A 22,776-nucleotide genomic window follows, 5' to 3' on the forward strand; every position below is an offset into this window, starting at 1 on the left:
CGCGAGTTCCCGCCCGCGCGCCGCCGGAAGCCACGCGCGTCGTCCGCGTCCCAGCACACTAGAACGGGAACATCGACGGCGGGATGTCGAGACCGGATGCGGTCGATCTAGTCCGGGGTTGAACCTGCCGGGCGCCGACAGGGAACGCCGCGCTCCACATGCGCGCCGTTCCCCGAGCCGTCGCCGGGCCCTACTTTCCGGGGCGGTTGCGCGCGTATTTCGGCAGTCCCAAGACGCGCTCCGCGATGAGGTTGCGGTGCACTTCCGTGGTGCCCGCGTAGATGGCGGTGCCCTGGGCGAAGCGGTGCGCCCATTCGATGACGCCGTCCTCCAGGGCGCCGTCCGCGCCGCGCGCGACCAGCGCCTCCGGGCCGACGAGGTCGATGATCTCGGCCGAGTCGCGGATCAGCAGCTCGGACGCGAGCACCCGGCCCATCGGCGGCGGGGTGTTGCGGGACGCCTCCACGTCCAGCGCGACCTGCCCGAGCCTGGCGCGGACGAGCGGGTCGTCGATGGGGCGCCCGCCGTCCGGCCGTCGCGCGGTCGACGCCCAGCGCAGCGTGTGCTCCAGCAGCCGCTCCAGCGTGTGCAGGTAGGTCTGCCCGGACGGGTTGATCTCCGCCAGCCCGTGCGCGTCGTCGCGTCCGATGCCGTGCTCGGCGCGCAGCGGCTCGGACAGGACGGTCCAGCCCTGCCCGCGCTGCCCCAGCCGGTAGCGGTCGGGGACCTGGACGTCCCCGTAGTAGACGACGTTGGTCCGCTCACCGCCGAGCGTGTGGACGGGCCTGATCTCGACGCCCGGCGAGTCGAGCGGCACCAGGAACATCGTCAGGCCGCGGTGCTTCGGCGCGTCCGGGTCGCTGCGCGCGAGCAGGAAGCTGTACTGGCAGTTCTGCGCGCCGGTGGTGAACATCTTGGAGCCGGAGATCGTCCAGGTGCCGCCGTCCAGGACGGCCCTGGTGCGGGCCCCGGCCAGGTCGGAGCCGGTGTCGGGCTCGGTGTAGCCGAGGCAGACGCACACCTCTCCCGTGGCGATCCGCGGCAGCACGTCCGCCTTGAGGGCGTCGTTGGCGTACGCGCGGATGCCCGCGACGGACAGCCCGGTGGTGCCCTTGGTGATGCTGGGCGCCTCGCGGCGGCGCAGCTCCCGGTCCAGCAGGTGGACGCGCAGCGGGTCGAGCCCCGCGCCGCCCTCCTCGACCGGCCACGCGGGGAAGATCCAGCCCTTCGCGCCGAGCGCGCGGTGGAAGGCGCGGTTGTGGCCCGCGCCGGTCTCCCATTCCTCGTCGAGGACGTCCTGGGTGAGGTGCTCGTCGAGGAACGCCTCCACCTCCTTCACGAAGGCGGTGAGTTCCTCGTCCAGTTCGAGAGCGCCGAAGTCCATGGGTCAGCCCTTCACACGGTCAGCGAGCAGGTCGCCGATGGCCGACAGCTCGGCCCTCGGATCGCCGGCGAGGACGCTCCAGCCCTTCGCCCGGCGGAAGTAGAGCTGGACGTCCGACTCGACGGTGAAGCCGAACCCGCCCTGGACGTGCGTGGCGACGGTGACGGCCTTCGTCGCGGCCTGGGCGGCGTAGGCGAACGCCATCGGGACGAGCTCCGGCCGGGCGTCCGGCTCGCTGCCCGCGAACCAGGCGGCCTTGCGGGCGAGGTTGCGGGCGCCGACGACGCCGGTGTGCGCGTCGGCCAGCGCGTGCGAGATCGCCTGGAAGGCGCCGATGGGCGTGTCGAACGCCGTGCGGTCCTTGACGAAGTCGAGCCCGAGCGCGAGCGCGCCCTCGCCGATCCCGGACAGGGCGGCGGCGGTGAGCAGCTTCCACTCGCGCACGGCCGCCGCGTACAGCACGCGGGCCCGATCCCCTTCGGCGACGACGGTGCGCCCGCCGGACGACGGCTGCCACCACGCGACCGGGGCGCGTCCCTGGTTCTCGACCAAGGGCGCGGGCTCGCCGTCGTGCAATGCCAGCTCCTCGCCGGTCAGCGCGATGACCGCGCCCGTGACCGCCCCGGCCGGGACGAGCTGGCGGGCTCCGTCCGGCGCGACGGGATGGAGGGCGAGCGTTGGGAACCGGCCGTCCTCCAGGGCGCCGCCGATCCACGTCCGTGCGAGGTCGGGCGCGGCCACGGCGAGCAGCCGCAGTGCGACGGACGCCTCGATCAGCGGGACGGGCGCGACGTGCCGCCCTGCCGCCTCGGCCACGAGGGCGAGGTCCAGCGGCGACGCCCCGCCGCCGCCGAGCGCCTCGGGCAGCCCCATCGTGGCGGCTCCGGTCCGGACCAGCGACCGCCACAGTCCCTCGTCGTGGCCGAGCGGCTCGGCCTCCCTGACCCGGGAGGTCGGGCACTCCCGGGTGAAGAGCTCGGTGAAGGCGGCCTGCACGTCCGCCTGCTCCTCGCCGAGCGAGTAGTCGTTGCGTCTGAGCTCCGGGCGGTGCGCTGTGTTCACGTGCTGTGTGTTCACGTGCTCTGCGTTCACGTGCTGTGTCGGCACGGGTGCTGTCGTCACGGGCATCTCCCTTCCGGCGCGAACGCCGTGAATCAGCCGGTCGTCGTCTCGTGGTGCGCGGTCTCGCCGTCCGGGGCGCGGCCGTCCACCCGGACGCGGCGCCGCGCGAACCGCCAGCGCCCTCCGGCGAGGACGTACTCGTCCAGGTAGCGGCCCCAGTGGTCGAGGCCGTGCGCCATCAGGACCTGGAAGTAGGCGCGGCCCCGCGCCCGCTCCCGGTCGAGCAGATCGATCTGGTGGGTGCTGACGAAGTGCCGCACGTAGGGCGGGTCGCCGCGGTCGTCGGCGGTCGCGCGCCAGCGGTCCCGCGTGCCGGTGAAGATCGTGGCGATCTCGTCCCGGCCCCGGTACGCGCGGCCGTCGCCGATCTCCATCGCCGCGTCCGGCGCGAACAGCTCCATGAGGTCGTCGAAGCGTCCGGCGTCCCCGTACGCGTTGTACCGCGCGACGAGATCGCGGACGCCCTCCCGCGCGACGGCCTCCCACGGCTCCATCAGCGGTTCCGCTCGGCGGCCCGCCACGGGTCGTGCTCGGGCGGCTCGTCGGCGAGCCGGAACTGCGGCAGCGCGAGCCCGTCGCCGAGCTTCGCGAAGCACACGCGCACCCGCAGCCCGATCGCGACGTTCGCCTCGTCCTCCGGGCGGGACGGGTCGTCCCGCGCCACCAGGTTCGCGATCTTGCGCAGCGAGACGGCCTCGTCCTCGCGGCCGCCGCGCCACGGGACGCCGCGCTGCTCGTCCAGCTCGACGAGCACCACCGGATACGGCACCCAGTCGGCGAAGGCGGCGTTCACCGCCCGCGCGACGACCTGGTAGCTGTAGATCGCGCCGGTGCCGGCGACCGGCTCCCACGTCCAGTCCAGGCAGGTGCAGAACGGGCAGGCCGCGCCGATCTGCCCGCGCAGCAGGCCGCACTCCGCGCAGCGCTGCACGACCAGCTCGCCGCGCCCGGCCGCCTCGAAGTACCCGGCGTGCTCCGGGTCCGCCGCGATGTCGAACCCCTTGTAGACCGCCACCGCTACCTCCTCATGATCAGCGCGCTGGACACCGCCGGGGTCCCCCAGCCCATGTTCATCGCGAGCTCCACGTCCCTGACCTGGCGGCAGCCGCCCTCGGCGTGGTCGTAGGTGTGCTCGCCCTCGCGCCACCCCGGGCAGGAGTCGTCGGCCTGGTGGCGCAGTTGCCGGACGTTCTCGATCACCAGGTTCATGCCGTGCGTATAGCCCTCGCAGAGCTGCCCGCCGCTGGTGTTGCTCGGACGAGCGCCGCCCAGCTCGATCGTCCCGCCGGACACGTAGTCGCCGCCCTCGCCCTCCGCGCAGAACCCGTACCCCTCGAACAGCAGGACGGGCGTGAAGGTGAACGCGTCGTAGCACCCGGTGAGCTGGACGTCGGCGGGCTCGACGCCCGCGTTGCGGAACGCGATCCGGCCGCCGTAGTACCCGGCCTGCCGGGTGATCGGGTCGCACTGGTAGTGGGCGAGCGGGTCCTGGTACGGCTTGTTGGCCCGTCCCGTCACGGACATGATGTAGGCCGGGCGCTGCCGCAGGTCGCGCGCCCGGTCGGCGGACGTCACGATCACGCAGGTGGCGTTGTCGGTCTCGATGCAGCAGTCCAGCAGGTGGCACGCGGGTTTCACGATCCACCGCGAGTCGAGCACGTCGTCGACGGTCACGCGCTTGCGGTAGTACGCCCTCGGGTTGTTGGACGCGTGCTTGGCGTGCGCGACCTTCACGGCGGCGAGCTGCTCGTTCGTCGTCCCGTAGGTCTGCATGTGGCGCGCGAACGTGAACTGGAAGCGCTGCGCCGGGCTGCTGACGCCGTACGGCGTCGTGTCGAGCGCGTCGCCCACCAGCCGGGCCGGACCCGGGCCGGACGGCGCGGGACGCCCGCCCATCCGCAGCGACGAGTAGCCGTTCATCGACCGGAACACCGCGACCGTGCTGCACATCCCGGCCTCGATCGCGCCCATCGCCAGCCCGATGATCGTCTCGGTGCTGGAGCCGCCGCCGTAGGTGTCGGTGTAGAAGTTGAGCCGGATGCCGAGGTCCGTCGCGATCGTCTGCGACAGCGTCGAGTCGCCGACCTGGTAGCAGAGCATGCCGTCGACGTCCGTCGCGTCCAGCCCGGCGTCGGCCATCGCGGCGCGGACGGCCTCGACGCCCATGCTCCGCGTGCTGCGGCCGGAGCCGCGGACGTAGGCCGTCTCCCCCACGCCGACGATGCAGTACTTGTCCTTGAGCCCGCCCATCAGCCGTCTCCCGTCCGCGCGATCACCTCGTCGGCGAAGCGCTTGATGCCGTCCAGAACGTCCTCCTTGGTGGTCCGTCCCGCGTGATCGCGGACGGGCGCCGCGACGACCCGCGTCACGCCCAGTTCCGCCGCGCGGCGGACGGTGTCGAGGTCGGCGGGGACGCTGCACGTGACCTCGAACGGCTCGTCCTCCCGCCCCGCCTCGGCGCGGGCCGCGCGGACGACGGCGAGCATGCGGGCGACGTCGTCGAGGTCCCGCGCGCCGATCTCGATCCAGCCGTCGCCGAGCCGTCCGGCCCGGCGCAGCGCGGGCGGGGACGTCCCGCCGACCTCGATCGGGATGCCGCGTCCCGCGCCGTACCGCTGCACCGGCTTCGGCTCGAACGCGACCGGCCCGAACGCGTAGTGCCGCCCCTTGTGCTCGACCGTCTCCTCGCTCCACAGCCTGCGCAGCAGCGGGATGACCTCGTCCGTGCGGTCGCCCCGGTCGCGGAACGAGGCGCCGACGGCGCCGAACTCCTCCGCCAGCCAGCCGACCCCGACGCCGAGCGTGACCCGTCCGCCGGACACCCGGTCGAGCGTCACCACCGACCGCGCGGTGATCACCGGGTGCCGCAGCGGCAGGACGTACACGTTGGTGGCGAGCCGGATCCGCTCGGTGGACGCCGCGATCGCCGCGAGCACCACCCACGGGTCGTACATGGGGGTGCGCGGCTCGATCGGCGGCCGGCCGTCCGCGGTGTAGAGGTAGGTCGAGGGCAGCTCCGCGGGGAGCACCAGGTGCTCGGGGACCCACACCGACTCGTAGCCGTTCTCCTCCGCGACCCGCGCGGCCTCCGGCTGGTGCCGCGGGCTCAGCCCGTACATCGGCAGACCGAACTTCATGTCCCGTTCCTCCCGTGCGACGGCGCGCACCGCGATCATATATCTACCAGACGGTTGGTTGACTAGGGGCGGCGGGAAATGGCATCGTGAAGGCGAATCCGGCCCACCGTGACGCGAGTACGAGGCGAGGACGAGAGATGCCGACAGCACGCACCTTCCAGACCCCGACGCCGGTTCCGGAGGCCATCGCGACGGTGCTCGCCGAGGCGGGGATCGACATCGTCTTCGGCATCCCGGGCGGCGAGACCGGCAAGATCTTCAACGCGCTGGAGAAGTACCGCGACACGATCCGGACGGTCGTCGTCCGGCAGGAGTCGCTCGCCAGCGCCATGGCCGAGGTGTACGGGCGGCTGACCGGACGCCCCGGCGTCCTCATCGGGCAGGGCCCCTGGGTGCTCGGCCACGGGATCATCGGCACGCTGGAGGCGCACCTGTCGTCCAGCCCGATGCTGCTGCTCACCGACTTCTCCGACGGCGCCGGGCTCACCCAGCACGGCTCCTACCAGACCGGCACCGGCGAGTACGGCAACTGGGACGCCAGGCAGAGCTTCGCGGGCGTCACCAAGCAGGTCGTCGAGGCGCGCGGCCCGGCGGAGGCGGTGCACGGCACCCAGCTCGCGATCCGGCACGCGCTGAGCGGCGAGCCGGGGCCGGTGGCCGTCGTGTACTCGGGCGCGGCGCTCACCGGGACGGTCGGGCCCGACTCGCGTCCCCGCATCTACCCGACCGCCGGGTACGTGCCGCAGCCCTCGCCGCCCGCCCACGCGGAACGGGTCGAGGCGGCGGCGCGGGCGATCGCGGCGGCGCGCGCACCGGTGGTCATCGCCGGGAACGGCGTGCGGATCGGACGGGCCGAGGACGCGCTGCGCCGGTTCGCCGAGGCGCTGGACGCGCCCGTCGTGACGACGCCGTCCGGGAAGGGCTGCGTCGCCGAGACGCACGACCTCGCGCTCGGCGTGTTCGGCACCTTCGGCGTTCCGGCGGCGAACGCGGCCGCCGCTGGCGCCGACCTCGTCGTCGCGGTCGGCACGAAGCTCGGCTCCGGCGACACCGCCATGGAGAACCCGGCACTGCTCGACCCGGAGCGGCAGACGCTCGTCCACCTGGACGTCGAGCCGCTGAACGCGGGCCGCGCCTTCCCGAGCGAGCACGTCCTGCTCGGCGACGCCGCCGCGACCCTCGACGCGCTCACCGACGCGCTCACCGAAGCGCTCGGCGCCCAGGCGACGGGACGCGGCCGGGAGCGGGCGGCGGCGCTGCGCGAAGAGCACGGCCACTTCGACCATCCGGCCGCGACGTCCGACGCCGTGCCGATCATGCCGCAGCGGCTGATCGCCGAGCTGTCCCGGGCGATCGGCGACGACGGCATCGTGACCTGCGACGCGGGCGAGAACCGGATCTTCATGACGCACTACTACCGGACGCCGAACGCGGGCGGCCTCCTCCAGGCGGCCGGGGTCGGGCCGATGGGCTACGCGATCCCGTCCGCGCTCGGCGCGAAGCTCGTCCATCCGGGCCGCCGGGTCGCCGCGGTGACCGGCGACGGCGGCTTCGCGATGGCGATGAACGGCCTGATGACGGCGGTCGAGCACCGCATCCCCATCGTCACCGTGGTGTTCAACAACGCGGCGTTCGGCTGGGTGGTGCACGGCGGCTCGTCCGTCTCGCACTTCGACGACTTCGACCACGCGGCCATCGCGCGGGCGATGGGCTGCCAGGGGATCCGCGTGGAGGACCCGGCGGAGCTCGGCGCGGCGCTGCGCGCGGCGTTCGCCGAGGACGCGCGCCCGACCGTCGTGGACGTGCGGATCTCGATGGAGACGTCGTTCCGGGACGTGACGTCCCCCCTGGTGCGCGGTTGAGGAGGAACCCCATGCCCGTGGCCTCGAAGAACGCCTGCGCGCGCGACCAGCGCTGCCCCCGCTGGTGCGCCCTGGACCACTCCGGGACGCGGACGGCGCTGCTGCACGAGAGCGAGGCACAGGGGCTCCCGCTCTCTCACCGGCACGACGTCCGGCTGCCCGAGTCGGTGGACCTGCGGGTCGTCCAGTACGGGCCGGACGAGCCGGGCGAGAACGCGGCCCCGCCGTCGGTGGAGCTGACCTACCACGTCGGGTCCCGCTACCGGGTGATCGGTCTCTCGGCCGGTGAGGCGCGGCGCCTCGCCGGGATGCTGCTGGCCTGCGCCGCCCACGCGGAGGACGCCCCGGACTGATCCTCCCTCCCTCATCGAGCGACGGCCGCCGCCGGATCCCTCCGGCGGCGGCCGTCGCGTCGCGGCGCCGGGCCTAGGGGGCGGGGGCCTCGGCGACGTCCTTCAGGGCGGGCTTCACGGGCGGGGCCGTGCGCCAGTCCGGCACGCCGTGCTCGGGGGTCGCGACGATGCTCTGCCCCTTCGTCTCGTTCGACCAGTGCGCGTGGTTCAGCTCGTGCAGCGTGAAGCAGGCGTTCAGCGAGTTGTAGAAGCCCATGTTGTCGACGGTCTGGTTCACCGACTCCTTGATGAGCAGCGCGGCCATCGTGGGGAGCTGGGCGATGCGGCGGGCCAGCGCGAGCGTGTCGTCCGCGAGCCGGTCCGGCGCGAACACCTTGCTCACCATGCCGAGCCGGTGCGCCTCGTGGACGTCGATCGAGTCGCCGGTGAGCAGCAGCTCCTTCGCCTTGCGCGGGCCGAACTCCCAGGGGTGGCCGAAGTACTCGACGCCGCACATGCCGAGCCGGGTGCCGACCACGTCCGCGAACTTCACGTCCTCGTCGGCGACGATCAGGTCGCACGCCCACATCAGCATCAGGCCGGCCGCGTACACGGTGCCGTGCACCTGGGCGATCGTGATCTTGCGGAGGTTGCGCCAGCGGCGGGTGTTCTCGAAGAAGTAGTGCCACTCCTGGAGCATCATCTTCTCGATGCCCGTCCGCGAACCGCCGTTGATCTTCGTCGTCGGGTGCTGGTCGGGGCCCGGACCGTACTCCGCGCGGGACTCCGCGGAGCCGATGTCGTGGCCGGACGAGAACATCGGCCCCGCCCCGCCGAGGATCACCACGCGGACGTTGTCGTCCCGCTCGGCGCGCATGAACGCGTCGTCCAGCTCCACGAGCAGGCCCCGGCTCTGCGCGTTGCGGGTCTTCGGCCGGTTCAGCAGGATCCGGACGATCGTCCCGCCGTCGAGCTCCTCGTACGTGACGAACCTGTAGTCGGATGAGCCGTTCAGATGGGCTGCGGTCACGGCATGCTCTCTTCCTGTTCGCCGAGCAGCTCCGCGCGCAGCTCGCGGCGGAGCAGCTTGCCCGTGTCGGTGTAGGGCAGTCCGGTGCGGAATGCCACGTGTTCGGGGGTGCGGGACGAGCGCAGCCGCCCCCGCACCCAGTCCTGGAGTTCGGCGGCGTCGGGCGCGTGCCCGTCGCGGAGGACGACCGCCGCGACGACCCGCTCGCCCCACTCGGTGTCGGGGAGGCCGACCACGGCGGCGTCGGCGACCGCGGGATGCGCGGCGAGGACGTCCTCGATCTCGCCGGGCGAGATGTTCTCCCCGCCGCGGACGATCACGTCGTCCAGCCGTCCCTCGACGAACAGGTAGCCGGCGTCGTCGAGGCGGCCCTCGTCGCGGGTGGGGAACCAGCCGTCCGGTCGGATCGCGCGGCGGTCCAGGTACTCGCCCGCGACCTGCTCGCCGCGCACCCAGATCTCCCCGGCCTGCCCGGCGGGCAGCGGCCGCCCGGACGTGTCGCGGATCTCCACCTCGACCGACGGCACCGGCACGCCCACCGAGCCGAGCCGCCGCCGGACGTCCTGGTCGTCGCCGCCGAGCGCGGCGCGGTGGTCGTCCGGGCCGAGCACGGCGATCGTCGAGCTGGTCTCCGTCAGCCCGTAGGCGTTGACGAAGTCGACGTGCGGCAGCAGCCGCATCGCCCGCTCGATCACCGGGACCGGCATCCGCCCGCCGCCGTAGGACAGCGCGCGGAGCGCGGGCAGCGGACGGCCGCCCGCGGGCAGCGCGTCCAGGATCCGGCCGAGCATGGTCGGGACGACCATCGCGTGCGTGACCCGCTCCTCGGCCGCGAGCCGCACCCATTCGCGCGGGTCGAACGACGGGAGCTGGACGATCCGCCGTCCCGCGTACACCGAGGTCAGGACCGCCGAGACGCCCGCGATGTGGTACGGCGGGACGCTCACCAGCGTGGCCTCGTCCTCGTCCGCGCCCATGAACTCGACCGTGGACACCACGTACGACGCGAGGTGCCGGTGCCGCAGCACGGCGGCCTTCGGCTCGCCCGTGGTGCCGCTGGTGAACAGCAGCACCGCGATGCCCTCGGGGTCGGGCGCGTCCTCGTCGGCGGGCGCGGTTTCGGCGATCGCCTTGAGGAAGGTCTCGGTGTCGGCCTGGACGAGGCCGTCCGGCGACGTCCGGACGCGTTCGGCGAAGGCGGAGTCGGTCACCGCGACGCCGGGGACGACGCGGCGCAGCACGGCGGCGAGCCGCTCGTCCGCCAGCCGGTAGTTCAGCGGGACCATCGGCACCCGGGCGAACGCGGCGCCGAACAGCAGCAGCGGCACGGCCGGGGAGTTCACGCCGACCAGGACCGCGTGGCCCGCGTCGCGTCCGGCGAGCCAGCGCCCGGCGCGCCGGGACAGCTCGTACAGCCTCTCGTAGGTCAGCGCCTCGGCCGGTCCGCCGTGCCGGGGGCCGAGCGCGACGCGGCCGCCGAAGCCCTCGGCGGCCATCCGCAGCAGGAGTGCGACGTCCATCGGTCCCCGCTCAGTCGGAGGACGGGAGCGGCTTGGCGTCCTTGATCCCGAGCGGCTCGTCCGCCACGGCGAGCGACCCGGCGCCGGGCCTCGTGCACAGCAGCTCGAAGCCGCCGCCCGCGTCGACGTAGCGCTTGCCGAGCAGCACCCCGGCGGCGAAGCCGGAGTCGGGCGCGGCCCCCTCCGGCGCCGGGTCGTCGATCCCGAGCATCGGCCGCCCGCCGCACCGCAGGTCCACCTCCCCGCCGCTCGACCGGACCACCACGACCTCCGCTTCGCATACCGCGCTGCGCAGCCGCGAGCCGATTCTCAGAATCATGGAAGACCCTCCCCGACCGGCGCGAACCCGGTCTACGGCAGTACCTCTGACGCCCTGTAAACAACCAACCGTCTGGTAGATATGTTAGGGCCGGGCGAGCGGATTCGCCAGGGCCGGGCAAGGAGAGGGAGCGGAACGTTGTTCGAGATCGGCAGGTTCTACCACGCGATCCACATGGTGTCCGACCTGGACGCCGCCGACGACTGGTACGACCGGGTGTTCGGCGTCGAGCGCTTCTACAAGGGCCACCTGGCCGTGGAGAAGCGGGACGCCTCGCTCGTCGTCATCGCCGACTTCGTCATGGAGCCGATGATGTCCAGCCAGCTGCCGGGCGCCGAGGCGACGCCGGTCGGCCGGTTCTACGCGAGGTTCGGCCAGCACCTGCACTCGCTGGCCTGGTACGTGACGGACCTGCGCGGCCTGTACGAGCGGCTGCGGTCGGCGGGCGTCCGGGTCACCGGGCCGGGCGGCGGCGGCATGGAGTCGGGCGAGTTCCCCGGCTCCCTCTACACCCACCCGAGGGACAGCCACGGCGCCATCGAGTTCGTGGACGCCGACGCCGTGAGCGGACTGGTCGACCCCCGGTTCCGTCCCGGGTTCTCCACGAGGTTCTGGAGCGACGAGCATCCGCTGGGCGTCGAGCGCGTCTCGCATCTGACGGTCGTCGTCCGCGACCTGGAGCCCGCCGTCGCGTTCTACGCGGGCACCCTCGGCGGCGAGGTCCTCCGCCGGGGCCGCGGGACGGACGGCGCGGACAGCGCGTTCGTCCACGTCGGCGCGGACACGGTCATCGAACTGGCCCGTCCGGACGGTGAGAACGGACCGGCGGGCCGCGACCTCGCCCGCAACGGCGAGATCCTCCATTCGGTCACGTTCGAGGTCCGGTCGCTGGACGCCGCGCGCAAGCACCTGAGCGCGTGCGGGGTGCGGATCGCGGACGAGACCTCCGGCGAACTGCTGCTGGAGCCGGACGACTGCTTCGGCGCCGTCCTCCGGCTGACCGAGGACGCGGCCGGGAGCTGAGCCCGTCGCGGCCGTGCCGCCGCCCCCCTCCTGACGGCGGCACGGCGGCGCGGCGCCGATGCGGTCAGCGGAGGGAGACGTTCGCGGCGGCCTTCGCCACCAGGTGCGGCATGACGACGGCCAGCTCGGACGGCTCCCACCGCGCGCCCTTGTCGATGACGGGACCCTCGCGCCACCCTTCGAGGACGCTGATCCGGCCGCCGTGGACGTTGAAGACGCGCCCGGTGACGTCCTTGGCCTCGGGGCCGACGAGCCAGGTCACGAGCGGCGCGATGTTGTCGGGGGCGAAGGGGTCGAAGTTCTCGCGGGCGGCCATCCGCTCCTGCCCGCGCGGGGTGATCATCCGGGTGCGGGCGGACGGCGACACCGCGTTCACCGTGATCCCGTACCGGGCCAGCTCCAGCGACGCGATGATCGTGAACCCGGCGATGCCCGCCTTGGCAGCGCCGTAGTTGCTCTGCCCCGTGTTGCCGAACAGGCCGGACACTGACGAGGTGTTGACGATGCGGGCGTCCACCGGCGCACCCGCCTTGGAGCGTTCCCGCCAGTGCCGCCCGGCCTCCCGGGTGACGAGGAACGTGCCGCGCAGGTGGACGGCGAGGACGGAGTCCCACTCGTCCTCGGTCATGTTGAGGATGGTGCGGTCGCGGAGGATGCCCGCGTTGTTCACGACCGCGTGCAGTTCGCCGAAGGTGTCGAGGGCCAGCCGGACGAGCCCGGCGGCGCCGTCCGCGGTGGACACGTCGTGGCCGCTCGCCACGGCCTCGCCCCCGGCCGCGACGATCTCCTCGACGACCTCCTTCGCCGCGGCCGAGTCGGGGTTCGCGCCGTGCACGTCGCCGCCGAGGTCGTTGACCACGACCCGGGCGCCCTGGCGCGCGAGCTCCAGCGCGTGCCCCCGGCCGATTCCCCGTCCCGCGCCGGTGACCACCGCAACCCGGCCCTCGCAGATGCTCGCCACTGCCGTACTCCTCACTCGTCGCAGACCCGCCGAAGGCGGGTGGACGACCCGCCCCGGAGCCCGTCCGGGCCCTGCTAGACTACCAACCGTCTGGTGGATATCCAATTGCCGGGAAAGGTTTATCCCGGCGGGCGGGCGGAACGAGGAAGAGAATTACGCGGATTCGGACGACGCGGCGGCGACCAGCTCGTCGGAACCGCCGAGCCCGCGGATGAAAAACGTCGCGTACCAGTCGGCGAGTTCGACGTAGGAGAGCCGGCCGGAAGGCTTGAACCAGCGCGGCGTGGTGTTCATCAGCTCGAACAGCGTGCTGGTCACGACGCTCGGGTCGACGCCCGAGTCGAAGTCGCCGTCGCGCATTCCCTGCTCGATTATCTCCTTGGCGAAGGCGCTGAATTTGTCGCGCTCGGCGATGACCTCCTTCAGCCGCTTGCCGCGCAGCCGGCTGAACTCGCTCTCCGCGACGCCGCGCCAGAGCCGCTGCTTGCGGTTCAGCGCCATCCAGCGGCGGATGAAGGCGCGCAGGCGGACGGGGGCGGGAGCCGCGGCGACCTCGGGCTCCTCCACCAGCGAGGGCTGGTGGGCGGCGAGCGCCCGCTGCACCAATTCAAAGAGCAGGTCTTCCTTGTTCTTGAAATAGTAGTACATGCTGCCCTTGAGGATCCCCACCGTATTGGCGATGTCCTGCAGGCTGGTCGCCTCATAGCCCTTCTGCGAGAAGATCTTCGCCGCCGCCTCGACAATCTCTTCCCATCGCTGTTCTCCGGCGATGCGCGTTTTGGCGGCGCCGCGCTGGCGCCCCTGAGACACGCTCAAAACCATCATTCCCTTCATCGATTCGGCGTGCCGCACAGTCTACCAAGGGCATCGTTCCAAAACCGCCGGGACAACGATGTCCCGCGCCCTCGCGGCCGCCGCCCCAATTCGGCCGGACGCCGCGTCCACGGGGCGCGCGGGCGCAAATCGGACGCACGCTCAGGCGACCGCGGCGACGCGCCGGCGGCGCGAGGATCGCCTGAGCGCCCCTCGGGGTCTGGGGGGCGTCCCCCAGATGGACAGAGTTACGCGATGGCGCCGATCTCCTTGAGGCGTGCGATCTCGGGCCAGTCGCGGCCGAGTTCCAGCAGGACCTCCTCGGTGTGCGCGGCGGCCTCCGGCGCGGGACGCAGTTCGGGCTGCCGTCCGTCGAACCGGACCGGCGCCCGGACGAGGGTGATGTCCTGCCCGGTCGGGTGCTTCACGTCGGTGACGTAACCGTTCGCGGTGACCTGCGGGTCGTCCAGGACCTCGGGCAGCGTCTGCACCGGTTCCCACGGCCCCTTCAGCGGGCCGAGCCGCTCGCGCCACTCCGCGAGCGTCGCGGAGCCGAACGCGGCGGCCAGTTCGGCGACGCATTCGGCGCTGTTCCTCGTCCGGTCGGCGGCGGTGGCGAAGCGCGGGTCGGCGGCGAGGCCGTCCCGGCCGAGGTGTCGGCAGAGCGGCCCCCACCAGCGGTCCGACTCCAGCATGAGCAGCGCGATCCAGCGGTCGTCGGCGGTGCGGTAGACGTGCGAGATCGGGTTCGGGACCTTCACCTCGCGGCGGCTGAAGTCGCCGCCGATCGCCTTGGAGTAGACGACGTCGCTTGAGTTGACCCAGAGCGCGGTGGCGAGGAGCGACACGTCCACCTCGGACGGCGTGCCCGTGGTGGCGCGGCGGTAGAGCGCGGCGGCGACGCCGAAGGCGAGGTTCATCGCGCCGGTCTTGTCGCCGAATCCGGGCCGCTGCCGCGTCGGACGCTCCGCGCCCTCCTCGGTGAGCGCGTGCGCGATGCCGCTGCGCGCCCAGAACGCGCTCATGTCGTAGCCGGGCTTGCCCGCGTCCGGTCCGGCGGGGCCGACCGCGTCCGCGCGGACGTAGATGACGTCCGGGTTCACGGCGCGGATGTCGTCCAGCTCGATGCCGAGCTTGGCCCGGTTGCCGGGCAGGAAGCTCGTCATGAACACGTCGCAGCGCGCGGCCATCTCCAGCAGCAGCGCGCGGCCCTCGGGCCTGGCGATGTCGAGGCCGACGCTGCGCTTGCCCCGGTTGGTCTGCTCCATCGTGACGCTGACGCCGTCCAGCGTCGGGGTGATGCCGCCCGTGGAGAGGCCGCGCTGCGGGTCGCCCCGCAGCGGGTGCTCGACCTTCACCACGTCCGCGCCGAAGTCGGCGAGGACCGCGGCGGCCGCCGGGACGAACGTCCAGGTGGCCACCTCCAGCACCCGGACGCCCTCGAAGATCCCGTCCATCCCGTCCTCCGTCGTCAGGCCGCCGGGTCGGCGAGCGACTCCCGCAGCGCGTACTTCTTGATCTTCCCGGACGCGGTCCGGGGCAGGTCGTCCACGTACTTCCAGATCCGCGGGATCTTCTGCGGGGCGAGCCCGCCCTGCCGCAGGAACGCCGACAGGGCCTCCTCCGCCACCGTCACGCCCGGCCTGAGCAGGACGAACGCGGCGGGCTGCTCGCCGAGCCGCTCGTGCGGCGCCGGCACTACCGCCGCGTCCAGCACCTCGGCGTGCCGGACGAGCGCGTCCTCGATCTCGCGGACGGAGATCTTCTCCCCGCCGCGGTTGATGATCTCCTTCGTCCGCCCGGTGACCAGGCAGGAGTGGCGGGGGTCGCCCGCGCCGACGTCGTGCGCGGTGAGCCGCCCGAGGTCGCCGGTGCGGAACCAGCCGTCGTCGGTGAAGCCCTCGCGGGTGTGCTCGGGGTCGACGTAGCCGAGCGCGAGCTGCGGCCCCCGGACGAGGAACTCCCCCGCCTCCCCGGCGGGCAGCTCCGCGCCGTCCGGGCCGAGCACGCGGACTTCGCAGCCCGGCATGATCCAGCCGTCGGTCGCGAGCCTGATGTGCGGCGGGTCGAGCCGGGGGCTGGCGCCGCTCACGCCCGGGCACTCCGTCATCCCGAACGCGCGGGCCGGGGCGAGCCCCTTCGCCTCGCACGCCTCGGCGAGCGAGGTCGGGATCGACGAACCGCCGCACGGGTAGCCGCCGGACAGCGGGAGCCGGTCGATGCCGCGCCGGTCCAGCGCGTCCACCAGCTCCTTCATGAACACGGCGGCGCCCGCGGACGTCGTGACCCCGTGCTCGCGGATGTCGTCGATCGCCCGGTCGGCGTCCCACCGGTCGCGCAGCACGACCGACGCGCCCGTGTAGAGCGGGACGGCGATCGCCGACAGCAGCCCGGTGGCGTGCGCGACGGGCGCGGGCATGTAGGCGCGGTCTTTCCAGGTGGTGCCGGACGCGCGGGTCGACCGGACGGGCGAGGCGATGAGCCCGCGGGTGCTGTGCACGACCGCCTTCGCGCCGGACGTCGTCCCCGAGGTGAAGCCGATGAGCGCGGGCGCGTCCGGGTCGACGTCCACGCCGATCGCGCCGCGCCCGGTCACGGTCGTCTCGAACGGCGTCCACCCGGTGGCGGCGCCGCGCAGCACGACCCGGACGGACGGCTCCCACCCGGCCATGCGGCACGCCTCGTCCACCAGCTCGGGATGGCGGCACTTGCGGAACTCGGCGGCGGTCACCACGCAGGCCGGGCGGACCGTGGCCACGATCGCGGCGACCTCGGCCTCGCGGTAGATCGGCACGACCGGCGCGCTGATCGCGCCCGCCGCCCAGATCCCGTACGCGACGACCAGCGACTCCCACCAGTTCGGGACCTGCCAGGCGACGACGTCGCCGGGGCCCACTCCCTGCGAGGACAGGAACCCGGCGAAGCGCCCGGCCGTGTCGACCAGCTCCCGCCAGGTCAGCTCGACGCCGTCGTCGAAGACGGCGGGCAGCCCGCCGAACTCGACGCGGTTGCGGGTCATGAGCGCGCCGATCGAGACGGGCACCTGGTGGGCCCGCCGCTCGTACCGGGCGGTCAGCCCGTCCGGACGCGGCGCGGGCGCGAACTCGAACGATCCCATCGGGGCTTCCCTCCCGCTCAGAGGACGCTCGCCTTGTCCCGGCCGCCGTCGCGCGCCCCGGCCGGGGACGCGAACCTGCGGATGATGCTGTCCTGTGCGAACGAGGCGACGAGCCGTCCGTCGCGGGTGAAGGCGTGGCCGCGTCCGTAGGAGCGGCCGCGTCCCGCGTAGGGGCTCTCCTGCGCCAGCAGGATCCAGTCGCTCGGGTCGACCTCCTCGTGGAAGGTCACGCTGTGGCCGAGGATGCCGGTGGAGAACTTGTCGTGCGCGTCGGCGACGGAGAGGCCGGGGTGCGGGCGCATCGCGGCGCCGATGAGGAAGCTCGCGCTCGCGTGCGCGAGCATCCCCTGGAGGACGGCTTGCTCCCCGGACGCGCCGGGCGTCCGGGTCCAGACGGCCAGTTCGGTCGATCCCTCGTCGCCCATGGGCGCCGTGCCGTTGAGGTCGGCGCCGCCCGCGACGCGCAGCTCGCGTCCGGAGTAGGAGTCGGTGAGGGGTTCGAGCGCCTCGGGCGGCTCGACGTCCGGCATCCGCGCGGCGTGCCGGATCAGGTCCTCGTCGTCGGCGGTGAGGAGGACGTTGGCGCGGGCGCGGAGCCGTCCGTCCTGGGACGCGGTGACGGTCGCGCTCGCCATCGTCCGGCCCGAGTGCAGGGGCTCGACGTCGAAGTCGATCGGCTTCGCCTTGGACGCGACCCGCGCGAACAGCGCGTGCACCGTCTTCACCCGTTTGCCCGGCTCCCCGCGCGCCGCCGCGACGGCGAGCTGCGCGACGAGCTGGCCGCCGAACACCACGTCCCGTTCCGGGCTGTCCACGCTGTTCCCGCGGTGGCGGCCCGTGTCGAGCCGCTCCAGGTCGAGTGCGCTGGCGAGGTCGGCGACGATGCCCATCCGGCACCTCCAGGTTCCCGGGGCGATGCCTGCGATCCTAACCTCGGCGGTTCCCGGTGTCTACCAGTCGTCCGGTAGATAACCGCCGTTCGTTGACTACCGGACGACCGGTTGACAAACTGGCGAGAGGACCACGTGAGAGGACTGCCATGACCACCATGCGGACTCCCGATCTCAACTGGCTGATCTCGGTCGACGACCACGTCATCGAGCCCGGCCACGTGTGGACGGACCGCGTCCCCGCGAAGTACAAGGACGTCGCGCCCCGGCTCGTCGACGACGCCGAGCACGGCGAGGTCTGGGTGTACGAGGACCGCCGGGTGCCGTCGTCCGGGCTCGCCGCCTCCGCGGGACGCCGGAAGGAGGAGTTCACGCCGAACTCCATCCCCTACTCGGAGATGCGGGCGGGCTGCTACGACTCCGTCGCCCGGCTGGAGGACATGAACCGGGCCGGCATCCTCGCGTCCCTGTGCTTCCCGTCCGTGCCGCGCTTCTGCGGGCAGCTGTTCTGGGAGGCGGAGGACAAGGAGCTCGCGATGCTCTGCGTCCAGGCGTACAACGACTTCATGATCGACGAATGGTGCGGGTCGGCGCCCGGCCGGTACATCCCGCTCGTGATCGTCCCGCTGTGGGACCCGAAGGCCGCCGCCGCCGAGGTCGAGCGCACCGCCGCCAAGGGCGCGCGGGGCGTCGCCTTCTCCGAGAACCCGGCGCCGCTCGGGCTGCCCACCATCCACGACCCGAAGCGCTACTGGGACCCGCTGTTCGCCGCCGCGCAGGACGCCGAGCTGATCGTGTGCATGCACGTCGGGTCGTCGTCCACGATGCCGAAGATCAGCCCGAACTCGCCGTTCATGGCCAACATGACCTGGGGCGCGAACCGCACCTCCGGCGCGCTCCTCGAATGGCTGTTCAGCGGCGTCTTCCAGCGGTTCCCGTCGCTGAAGATCGCGCTTTCGGAGGGCAACATCGGCTGGATCCCGTACTTCCTGGAGCGTGCCGAGCAGGTCCTCGACCACCAGCGCGCGTGGATCCAGCGGGGCGAGGCGTTCGGCGGGTCGCTGGAGGGCAGGCACGCGGTCGGCTCGCTGGACCTCGACAACTTCGACCTGCGCCAGACCTACCACGACCACGTCTTCGGCTGCTTCATCGACGACATCCACGGCATCCGCAACCTGGACGTCATCGGCGAGGACAACGTCATGATCGAGACCGACTACCCGCACTCGGACTCCACCTGGCCGGACTGCATCAAGCTGGCCCAGGAGCGCCTCGCCGACGTCGACCCGCAGGTCGCCTACAAGGTGCTGCGCGGCAACGCCGAGCGCGTGTTCCGCTTCACCCCCGCCGATCCGCCCGCGGTGACCCCCTGACGCGGATCCGGCGCGCCGCGGCGCGCCGCCGTCATGGGGGTGCCATGGCGGCGGCGCGCCGCGCCTTCTGAGCGAGTGGAGGTTACGAGAATGGACGAGGTGTCGGCGGGGCTTCTGCTCGTCCGGGTCGTCGTCGGGCTGACGCTGGCGGCGCACGGCTACAACAAGTTCTTCGGCGGCGGACGCATCCCGGGCACGGCGCGCTGGTTCGAGAGCATCGGCATGCGGCCCGGACGGCTGCACGCGCTCGCCGCGGCGTCGACGGAGCTCGGCGCGGGCGTGCTGTTCGCCGCCGGGCTGCTGACGCCGCTCGCGGCGGCCGGGTTCGTCGGGCTCATGCTCGTCGCGGCGTGGACGGTCCACCGGGCCAACGGCTTCTTCAGCGCGGGGAACGGGTGGGAGTACAACCTGGTGCTCGCCGTCGCCGCCGCCGGGGTGGCGACCACCGGGCCGGGCGACTGGTCGCTCGACGCGGCGGCCGGGCTCGACATCGGCGGCTGGGGCCTGCTCGTCGCCGCGGGCGGCGGGCTCGCGGCGGGGGCCGGGCTGCTCGCCGCCTGCTATCGCCCCGCGCCCCGGACGGACGGCGCTCCGGCGGAGGCCGCCTGAGCGCCGGAGCCCGCCCAGCCGGTCAACGCGGGCCGTCGCCGTCGGCGACGGCCCGCGAAGCGTCGACCGGCTCCGCGTCCACGGGCTCTGCGGCCACCGGCTCCGCGTTCACGGGCTCAGAGGCGAAGAGGCCGTTGGACGGGACGGGACGCAGCCCGAGCAGCGTCCCGTAGATCTCGATCGTCTTGGCGATCAGCGCCTCCGCGTCCTCCGCCGTCTCGCAGTCGGCGACCTCGCGGGCGACGCCGCCGATGGAGCCGGTGACGATCGAGGACAGCGCCCGGTCCGCCAGCGGGTCGCTCACCTGGAGGAGCTTGGTGTTCTGCCGCGCCCACTGCTGGCTGAACCGGCGGGCGACGCCCGCGAACCCGGCGGGCGCGTCCCCGTCCGACACCATCCGGACGAGCCCGCTGTGCTGCCACGCGCTCGTCAGGTACGCTCGGGTGCCCGCGAGGAACAGGCGGCGGCCGTCCGAGACGCCCGCGTCCCGGAGAAGGGCCACCGCCTCGCGCGTCCGGGCGGACTGCGCGTCCATGTAGCGGGACCACAGCGCGTGGTAGACGCCGTTCTTGCTGGCGAAGTGGTAGTAGAGCGCGCCGACGCTGGTGCCGGCGCGCTCGGTGATGTCGGAGACGCTCGTCCCGTAGAAGCCCCGCTCGGTGAAGAGCTCCTCGGCCGCGTTCAGCAGGGCGTGGGCCTGACCGTTCTCACCGACCTCGGACTTGCGCATGGACCCCATTCTCCCGCCGCCGTGCCTCAACGCGATGAGGGTTTGCGCGGCATCGAGAGAATGTGCCAGGCGAGCAGGTTCCGCTGGATCTGGGACGATCCGCCGTAGACGCTGATCGGACGGGAGCGGAAGTAGCCCGCGAGCACGTCGGGCGCCGCGCCGGTGACGGCGTCCGCGCCGACGAGGTCCAGCGCGAGGTGGTAGAGCGACTGCTCGGCCCGCGACCACAGCAGTTTCCCGACCGACCCCTCGGGGCCGGGCTCCCGGCCGGACACGCGGAGCGAGAGCTGCTGCGCGACGTTCAGCCGGAGCGCCTCGCCCAGCACGTACGCGCGGGCCAGCCGCTCGCGGACCTCGGGCCGCGCGGTGAGGCCGCGCGCGGCTGCCGTCTCCTCGATGGCGCGCAGCGTCTTGCGGTAGTTGGAGATCATGCCGACGTCGGCGGGGCCGCGCTCGTAGGTGACCGTCGTCATCGCGATGTGCCAGCCCTGGCCGGGGCGTCCGAGCATCTGGTCGGCGGGGATCACGACGTCGTCCCAGAAGACCTCGCTGGTCTCCGGCTCGCCGTCGGCGAGGACGATCGGCCGCGGCGTGATTCCCGGCGACTTCATGTCGACGAGGAACGCGGAGATGCCCTTGTGCTTCGGGGCGTCCGGGTCGGTGCGGGCGAGCAGCAGGCACCAGTCGGAGTACTGTCCGCCGCTCGTCCACATCTTCTGCCCGTTGACGACGTAGTCGCCGGACGCGTTGCGCTCGGCGCGGGTCTGGAGCGCGGCGAGGTCGGAGCCCGCGCCGGGCTCGGAGAAGCCCTGGCACCACTGGATCTCGCCGCTCAGCAGCGACGGCAGGAAGCGGCGCTTGTGCTCCTCGCTCCCGTACGTGTAGATCGCGCGGCCGAGATAGTTGACCTGGCCCGGCACCGGCGGCCCGTCGGACGCGCCGACCTCCTCGTTCAGGATCGCGTCGTACACGGGGCTGAGGTCCTGGCCGCCGTACTCGCGCGGCCACGCCATCCCCATGTAACCGGCGTCGTAGAGACCGCGGTGCCAGCGGCGGCGGATGGCGGCCTTCGCGTCGTGGTCGGCGGCGGCGTCGTAGTCGGCGGGCGCGTTCGCGGCGAGCCAGTCGCGCAGCCGGGCGCGGAACGCGGCCTCCTCGGGGGTGTCCCGGAAATCCATGATCAACCCTCTTCCGGCCCGGGGCCCTCGCCCAGGCGCAGGTCGGCGACGCGGCGCAGGCTGTGCCCGGCGTCGCCGAGCACCTGGCGGTCGAGCAGGACGCGGCGCGCGTACAGGTGGGCGACGTGCTCCCAGGTGTGCCCGATGCCGCCGTACACCTGCATGACCGTCTCGGCCACGTCGAGCGCGGCGGACGCCGTGTACGCCTTCGCGGTGTGCGCGGCGAGCAGCGCGTCGGCGGGCTCGGCCTCGTCGGCGGCCCAGGCGGCGTAGCTGACGCAGGCGGACGCGGCCTCGCAGTGGACGAGGGCGTCCGCGCACATGTGCTGGATCGCCTGGAACGACCCGATCTGCTGGCCGTAGGCGACGCGCTCCTTGGAGTAGGCGACGACGCCGTCGAGCGCCGCGCGCATCGCGCCGACCGCGTCGGCGGCGACCACGGTTAGCCCGAGCGCCCGCCAGCAGTCGAGGTCGGCGGGGTCGAGCGGGCGTCCGATCTCCTCGGCGTCCGCCGGGGCCGGTCCGGTGAAGCGGGCCAGCTCGCGGGTGAGGTCGGCGCCCGGACGGCGCTTCGCGGCGCCGTCCAGCGGGACGCGCACGAGCCGCCGCCCGTCAGCCAGCGCGAGGCCGTGGGCGGCGCCCCACGAGTCGAACGCGATCGCGCCGCCGAGGTCGTCGGCGGCGGCGATGCCGGACAGGTCGCGGGTGAGCAGGACGGCGTGCCGCTCGGCCCCGTCCGCGGCGCGCTGGAGCAGGTCGGCGGGCGCCCCGGCGAGCGCGAGCAGCTCGGTGGCGAGCACCGCCGAGCCGAGGTAGGGCAGCGGCGCGAGCGCGCCGCCGAGCGCCTCGGCGACGATCATCGCGTCCACCCCGGAGCCGGTCGGCGCGCCGGACCCGTCGCGCACCCGGAGGCCGAGCATGCCCGCCTCCGCGAGCGCGGCCCAGCCCTTTCCCCGATCGCTCTCCGCGATGTCCCGCGGATTGCCCGCGCCCACCGAACCGGCCAGCGAACCCATCATTTCCCGAAGCATCTGCTGTTCATCGTTCAGCAGCGCAAGAACCATTATCGGCTCCTTGTGAGCAAGCGAGGATCGCGGCGTTGCCCCGGTCGTCGAATTGCTCCGCCCAAGCGGTGTGCGACTACCAGACGACCGGTAGGCAACTGAACCTTGTTCAGAGATACCTCGGGAGCCTCCGCCCTGTCAACCCTTGGCCTCTGAGCTGCCTCGTTAGGAGGGATCAGCGATATGTGAACTCGTGCCCGCCGGACCGTTGACGCCCCGCAGGCCGGATGTTACACAAGACTGAACCACATTCACCTGACAGAATCCTTTTAGAGCGGAGGACGTCATGCTTGCTCTGAAACGGGGCAGGA

General features: G+C 73.0%; 22 protein-coding genes. 5 read left to right on the plus strand and 17 right to left on the minus strand.

The features are described from left to right. Positions 1 to 190: 190 nt before the first annotated feature. The 6 genes from FXF65_RS36370 to FXF65_RS36390 are packed head-to-tail and all read right to left on the minus strand — an operon-like array spanning position 191 to position 5,643. Positions 191 to 1,384, minus strand: a complete 1,194-nt coding sequence (locus FXF65_RS36370; protein WP_148354613.1) for an acyl-CoA dehydrogenase family protein — start codon at positions 1,382 to 1,384, stop codon at positions 191 to 193. Between the two features lie 3 nt (positions 1,385 to 1,387). Next, positions 1,388 to 2,506: an acyl-CoA dehydrogenase family protein gene (locus tag FXF65_RS36375; RefSeq protein ID WP_187412700.1), complete on the minus strand. Its 1,119-nt coding sequence runs from the start codon at positions 2,504 to 2,506 to the stop codon at positions 1,388 to 1,390. 32 nt (positions 2,507 to 2,538) lie between these two features. Then, a complete protein-coding gene (locus tag FXF65_RS36380; protein WP_148354615.1) occupies positions 2,539 to 3,000 on the minus strand; it encodes a nuclear transport factor 2 family protein in 462 nt (153 codons plus the stop codon). Next, the gene (locus FXF65_RS44170) at positions 3,000 to 3,521 is read right to left on the minus strand and encodes a Zn-ribbon domain-containing OB-fold protein (protein WP_187412701.1); all 522 of its coding nucleotides are present in this window, start codon (positions 3,519 to 3,521) and stop codon (positions 3,000 to 3,002) included. Before FXF65_RS44170 ends, FXF65_RS36380 begins: the two co-directional genes overlap by 1 nt. Positions 3,522 to 3,523: 2 nt before the next feature. Beyond that, complete coding sequence (locus FXF65_RS44175) at positions 3,524 to 4,756, minus strand: thiolase C-terminal domain-containing protein (RefSeq protein ID WP_187412702.1); 1,233 nt, start codon at positions 4,754 to 4,756, stop codon at positions 3,524 to 3,526. Continuing rightward, complete coding sequence (locus tag FXF65_RS36390; protein WP_148354617.1) at positions 4,756 to 5,643, minus strand: LLM class F420-dependent oxidoreductase; 888 nt, start codon at positions 5,641 to 5,643, stop codon at positions 4,756 to 4,758. The genes FXF65_RS44175 and FXF65_RS36390 overlap by 1 nt, the downstream gene beginning before the upstream one ends. Before the next feature lie 137 nt (positions 5,644 to 5,780). Between FXF65_RS36390 and FXF65_RS36395 the strand changes: the two genes are divergently transcribed. Together FXF65_RS36395 and FXF65_RS36400 are read left to right on the plus strand one after the other, a co-directional pair. Continuing rightward, positions 5,781 to 7,505, plus strand: a complete 1,725-nt coding sequence (locus tag FXF65_RS36395) for a thiamine pyrophosphate-binding protein (protein ID WP_148354618.1) — start codon at positions 5,781 to 5,783, stop codon at positions 7,503 to 7,505. Positions 7,506 to 7,516: 11 nt separating this feature from the next. Next, entirely contained in the window at positions 7,517 to 7,858 is a 342-nt protein-coding gene (locus FXF65_RS36400) for a DUF6907 domain-containing protein (protein WP_148354619.1), read from the plus strand. A gap of 73 nt (positions 7,859 to 7,931) precedes the next feature. Here the strand turns inward: FXF65_RS36400 and FXF65_RS36405 are convergent, their stop codons facing one another. From FXF65_RS36405 to FXF65_RS36415, 3 genes are read right to left on the minus strand one after another with little or no spacing between them, the layout of a single operon-like run. Beyond that, positions 7,932 to 8,867 carry an enoyl-CoA hydratase gene (locus tag FXF65_RS36405; protein WP_222868925.1) on the minus strand — a complete coding sequence of 312 codons (936 nt, stop codon included), beginning with the start codon at positions 8,865 to 8,867 and terminating at the stop codon, positions 7,932 to 7,934. After that, the gene (locus FXF65_RS36410; protein ID WP_148354620.1) at positions 8,864 to 10,387 is read right to left on the minus strand and encodes a class I adenylate-forming enzyme family protein; all 1,524 of its coding nucleotides are present in this window, start codon (positions 10,385 to 10,387) and stop codon (positions 8,864 to 8,866) included. Before FXF65_RS36410 ends, FXF65_RS36405 begins: the two co-directional genes overlap by 4 nt. A 10-nt stretch (positions 10,388 to 10,397) precedes the next feature. Next, on the minus strand, positions 10,398 to 10,706 hold the full coding sequence (locus FXF65_RS36415; protein WP_148354621.1) for a hypothetical protein: 309 nt from the start codon (positions 10,704 to 10,706) through the stop codon (positions 10,398 to 10,400). A gap of 138 nt (positions 10,707 to 10,844) precedes the next feature. Here FXF65_RS36415 and FXF65_RS36420 point away from each other — a divergent pair, with 138 nt between their 5' ends. Beyond that, positions 10,845 to 11,729 (plus strand): VOC family protein, encoded by an 885-nt coding sequence (locus tag FXF65_RS36420; protein ID WP_187412703.1) that lies wholly within the window; start codon positions 10,845 to 10,847, stop codon positions 11,727 to 11,729. Between the two features lie 64 nt (positions 11,730 to 11,793). Here FXF65_RS36420 and FXF65_RS36425 read toward each other — a convergent pair whose 3' ends face one another. The 5 genes from FXF65_RS36425 to FXF65_RS36445 form a co-directional block, all read right to left on the minus strand. Further along, entirely contained in the window at positions 11,794 to 12,690 is an 897-nt protein-coding gene (locus FXF65_RS36425) for an SDR family oxidoreductase (RefSeq protein ID WP_148354623.1), read from the minus strand. 153 nt (positions 12,691 to 12,843) lie between these two features. Further along, on the minus strand, positions 12,844 to 13,500 hold the full coding sequence (locus FXF65_RS36430; RefSeq protein ID WP_222868926.1) for a TetR/AcrR family transcriptional regulator: 657 nt from the start codon (positions 13,498 to 13,500) through the stop codon (positions 12,844 to 12,846). 251 nt (positions 13,501 to 13,751) lie between these two features. Then, entirely contained in the window at positions 13,752 to 14,960 is a 1,209-nt protein-coding gene (locus tag FXF65_RS36435; RefSeq protein WP_148354625.1) for a CaiB/BaiF CoA transferase family protein, read from the minus strand. Between the two features lie 14 nt (positions 14,961 to 14,974). After that, positions 14,975 to 16,621, minus strand: coding sequence for an AMP-binding protein (locus FXF65_RS36440; protein WP_148354626.1), 1,647 nt, complete (start codon positions 16,619 to 16,621; stop codon positions 14,975 to 14,977). A gap of 17 nt (positions 16,622 to 16,638) precedes the next feature. Then, positions 16,639 to 17,511 carry an acyl-CoA thioesterase gene (locus FXF65_RS36445; protein ID WP_148354627.1) on the minus strand — a complete coding sequence of 291 codons (873 nt, stop codon included), beginning with the start codon at positions 17,509 to 17,511 and terminating at the stop codon, positions 16,639 to 16,641. 149 nt (positions 17,512 to 17,660) lie between these two features. On the opposite strand from FXF65_RS36445, the gene FXF65_RS36450 reads away from it, so the two are divergent. Together FXF65_RS36450 and FXF65_RS36455 are read left to right on the plus strand one after the other, a co-directional pair. After that, positions 17,661 to 18,884, plus strand: coding sequence for an amidohydrolase family protein (locus tag FXF65_RS36450; protein WP_148354628.1), 1,224 nt, complete (start codon positions 17,661 to 17,663; stop codon positions 18,882 to 18,884). Between the two features lie 90 nt (positions 18,885 to 18,974). Then, positions 18,975 to 19,493: a DoxX family protein gene (locus FXF65_RS36455; protein ID WP_148354629.1), complete on the plus strand. Its 519-nt coding sequence runs from the start codon at positions 18,975 to 18,977 to the stop codon at positions 19,491 to 19,493. A 22-nt stretch (positions 19,494 to 19,515) separates the two neighbouring features. On the opposite strand, the gene FXF65_RS36460 is transcribed toward FXF65_RS36455, so the two are convergent. Genes FXF65_RS36460 through FXF65_RS36470 form a run of 3 tightly spaced genes read right to left on the minus strand, consistent with a single transcriptional unit; the run spans position 19,516 to position 22,465 of the window. Next, entirely contained in the window at positions 19,516 to 20,223 is a 708-nt protein-coding gene (locus FXF65_RS36460; RefSeq protein WP_187412705.1) for a TetR/AcrR family transcriptional regulator, read from the minus strand. A 26-nt stretch (positions 20,224 to 20,249) separates the two neighbouring features. Further along, complete coding sequence (locus tag FXF65_RS36465; protein ID WP_148354631.1) at positions 20,250 to 21,401, minus strand: acyl-CoA dehydrogenase family protein; 1,152 nt, start codon at positions 21,399 to 21,401, stop codon at positions 20,250 to 20,252. A gap of 2 nt (positions 21,402 to 21,403) precedes the next feature. Beyond that, positions 21,404 to 22,465 (minus strand): acyl-CoA dehydrogenase family protein, encoded by a 1,062-nt coding sequence (locus tag FXF65_RS36470; protein WP_148354632.1) that lies wholly within the window; start codon positions 22,463 to 22,465, stop codon positions 21,404 to 21,406. Positions 22,466 to 22,776: the final 311 nt, after the last annotated feature.

This window comes from Actinomadura syzygii (assembly GCF_008085905.1).
GTDB classification, from domain to species: Bacteria; Actinomycetota; Actinomycetes; order Streptosporangiales; family Streptosporangiaceae; genus Spirillospora; species Spirillospora syzygii.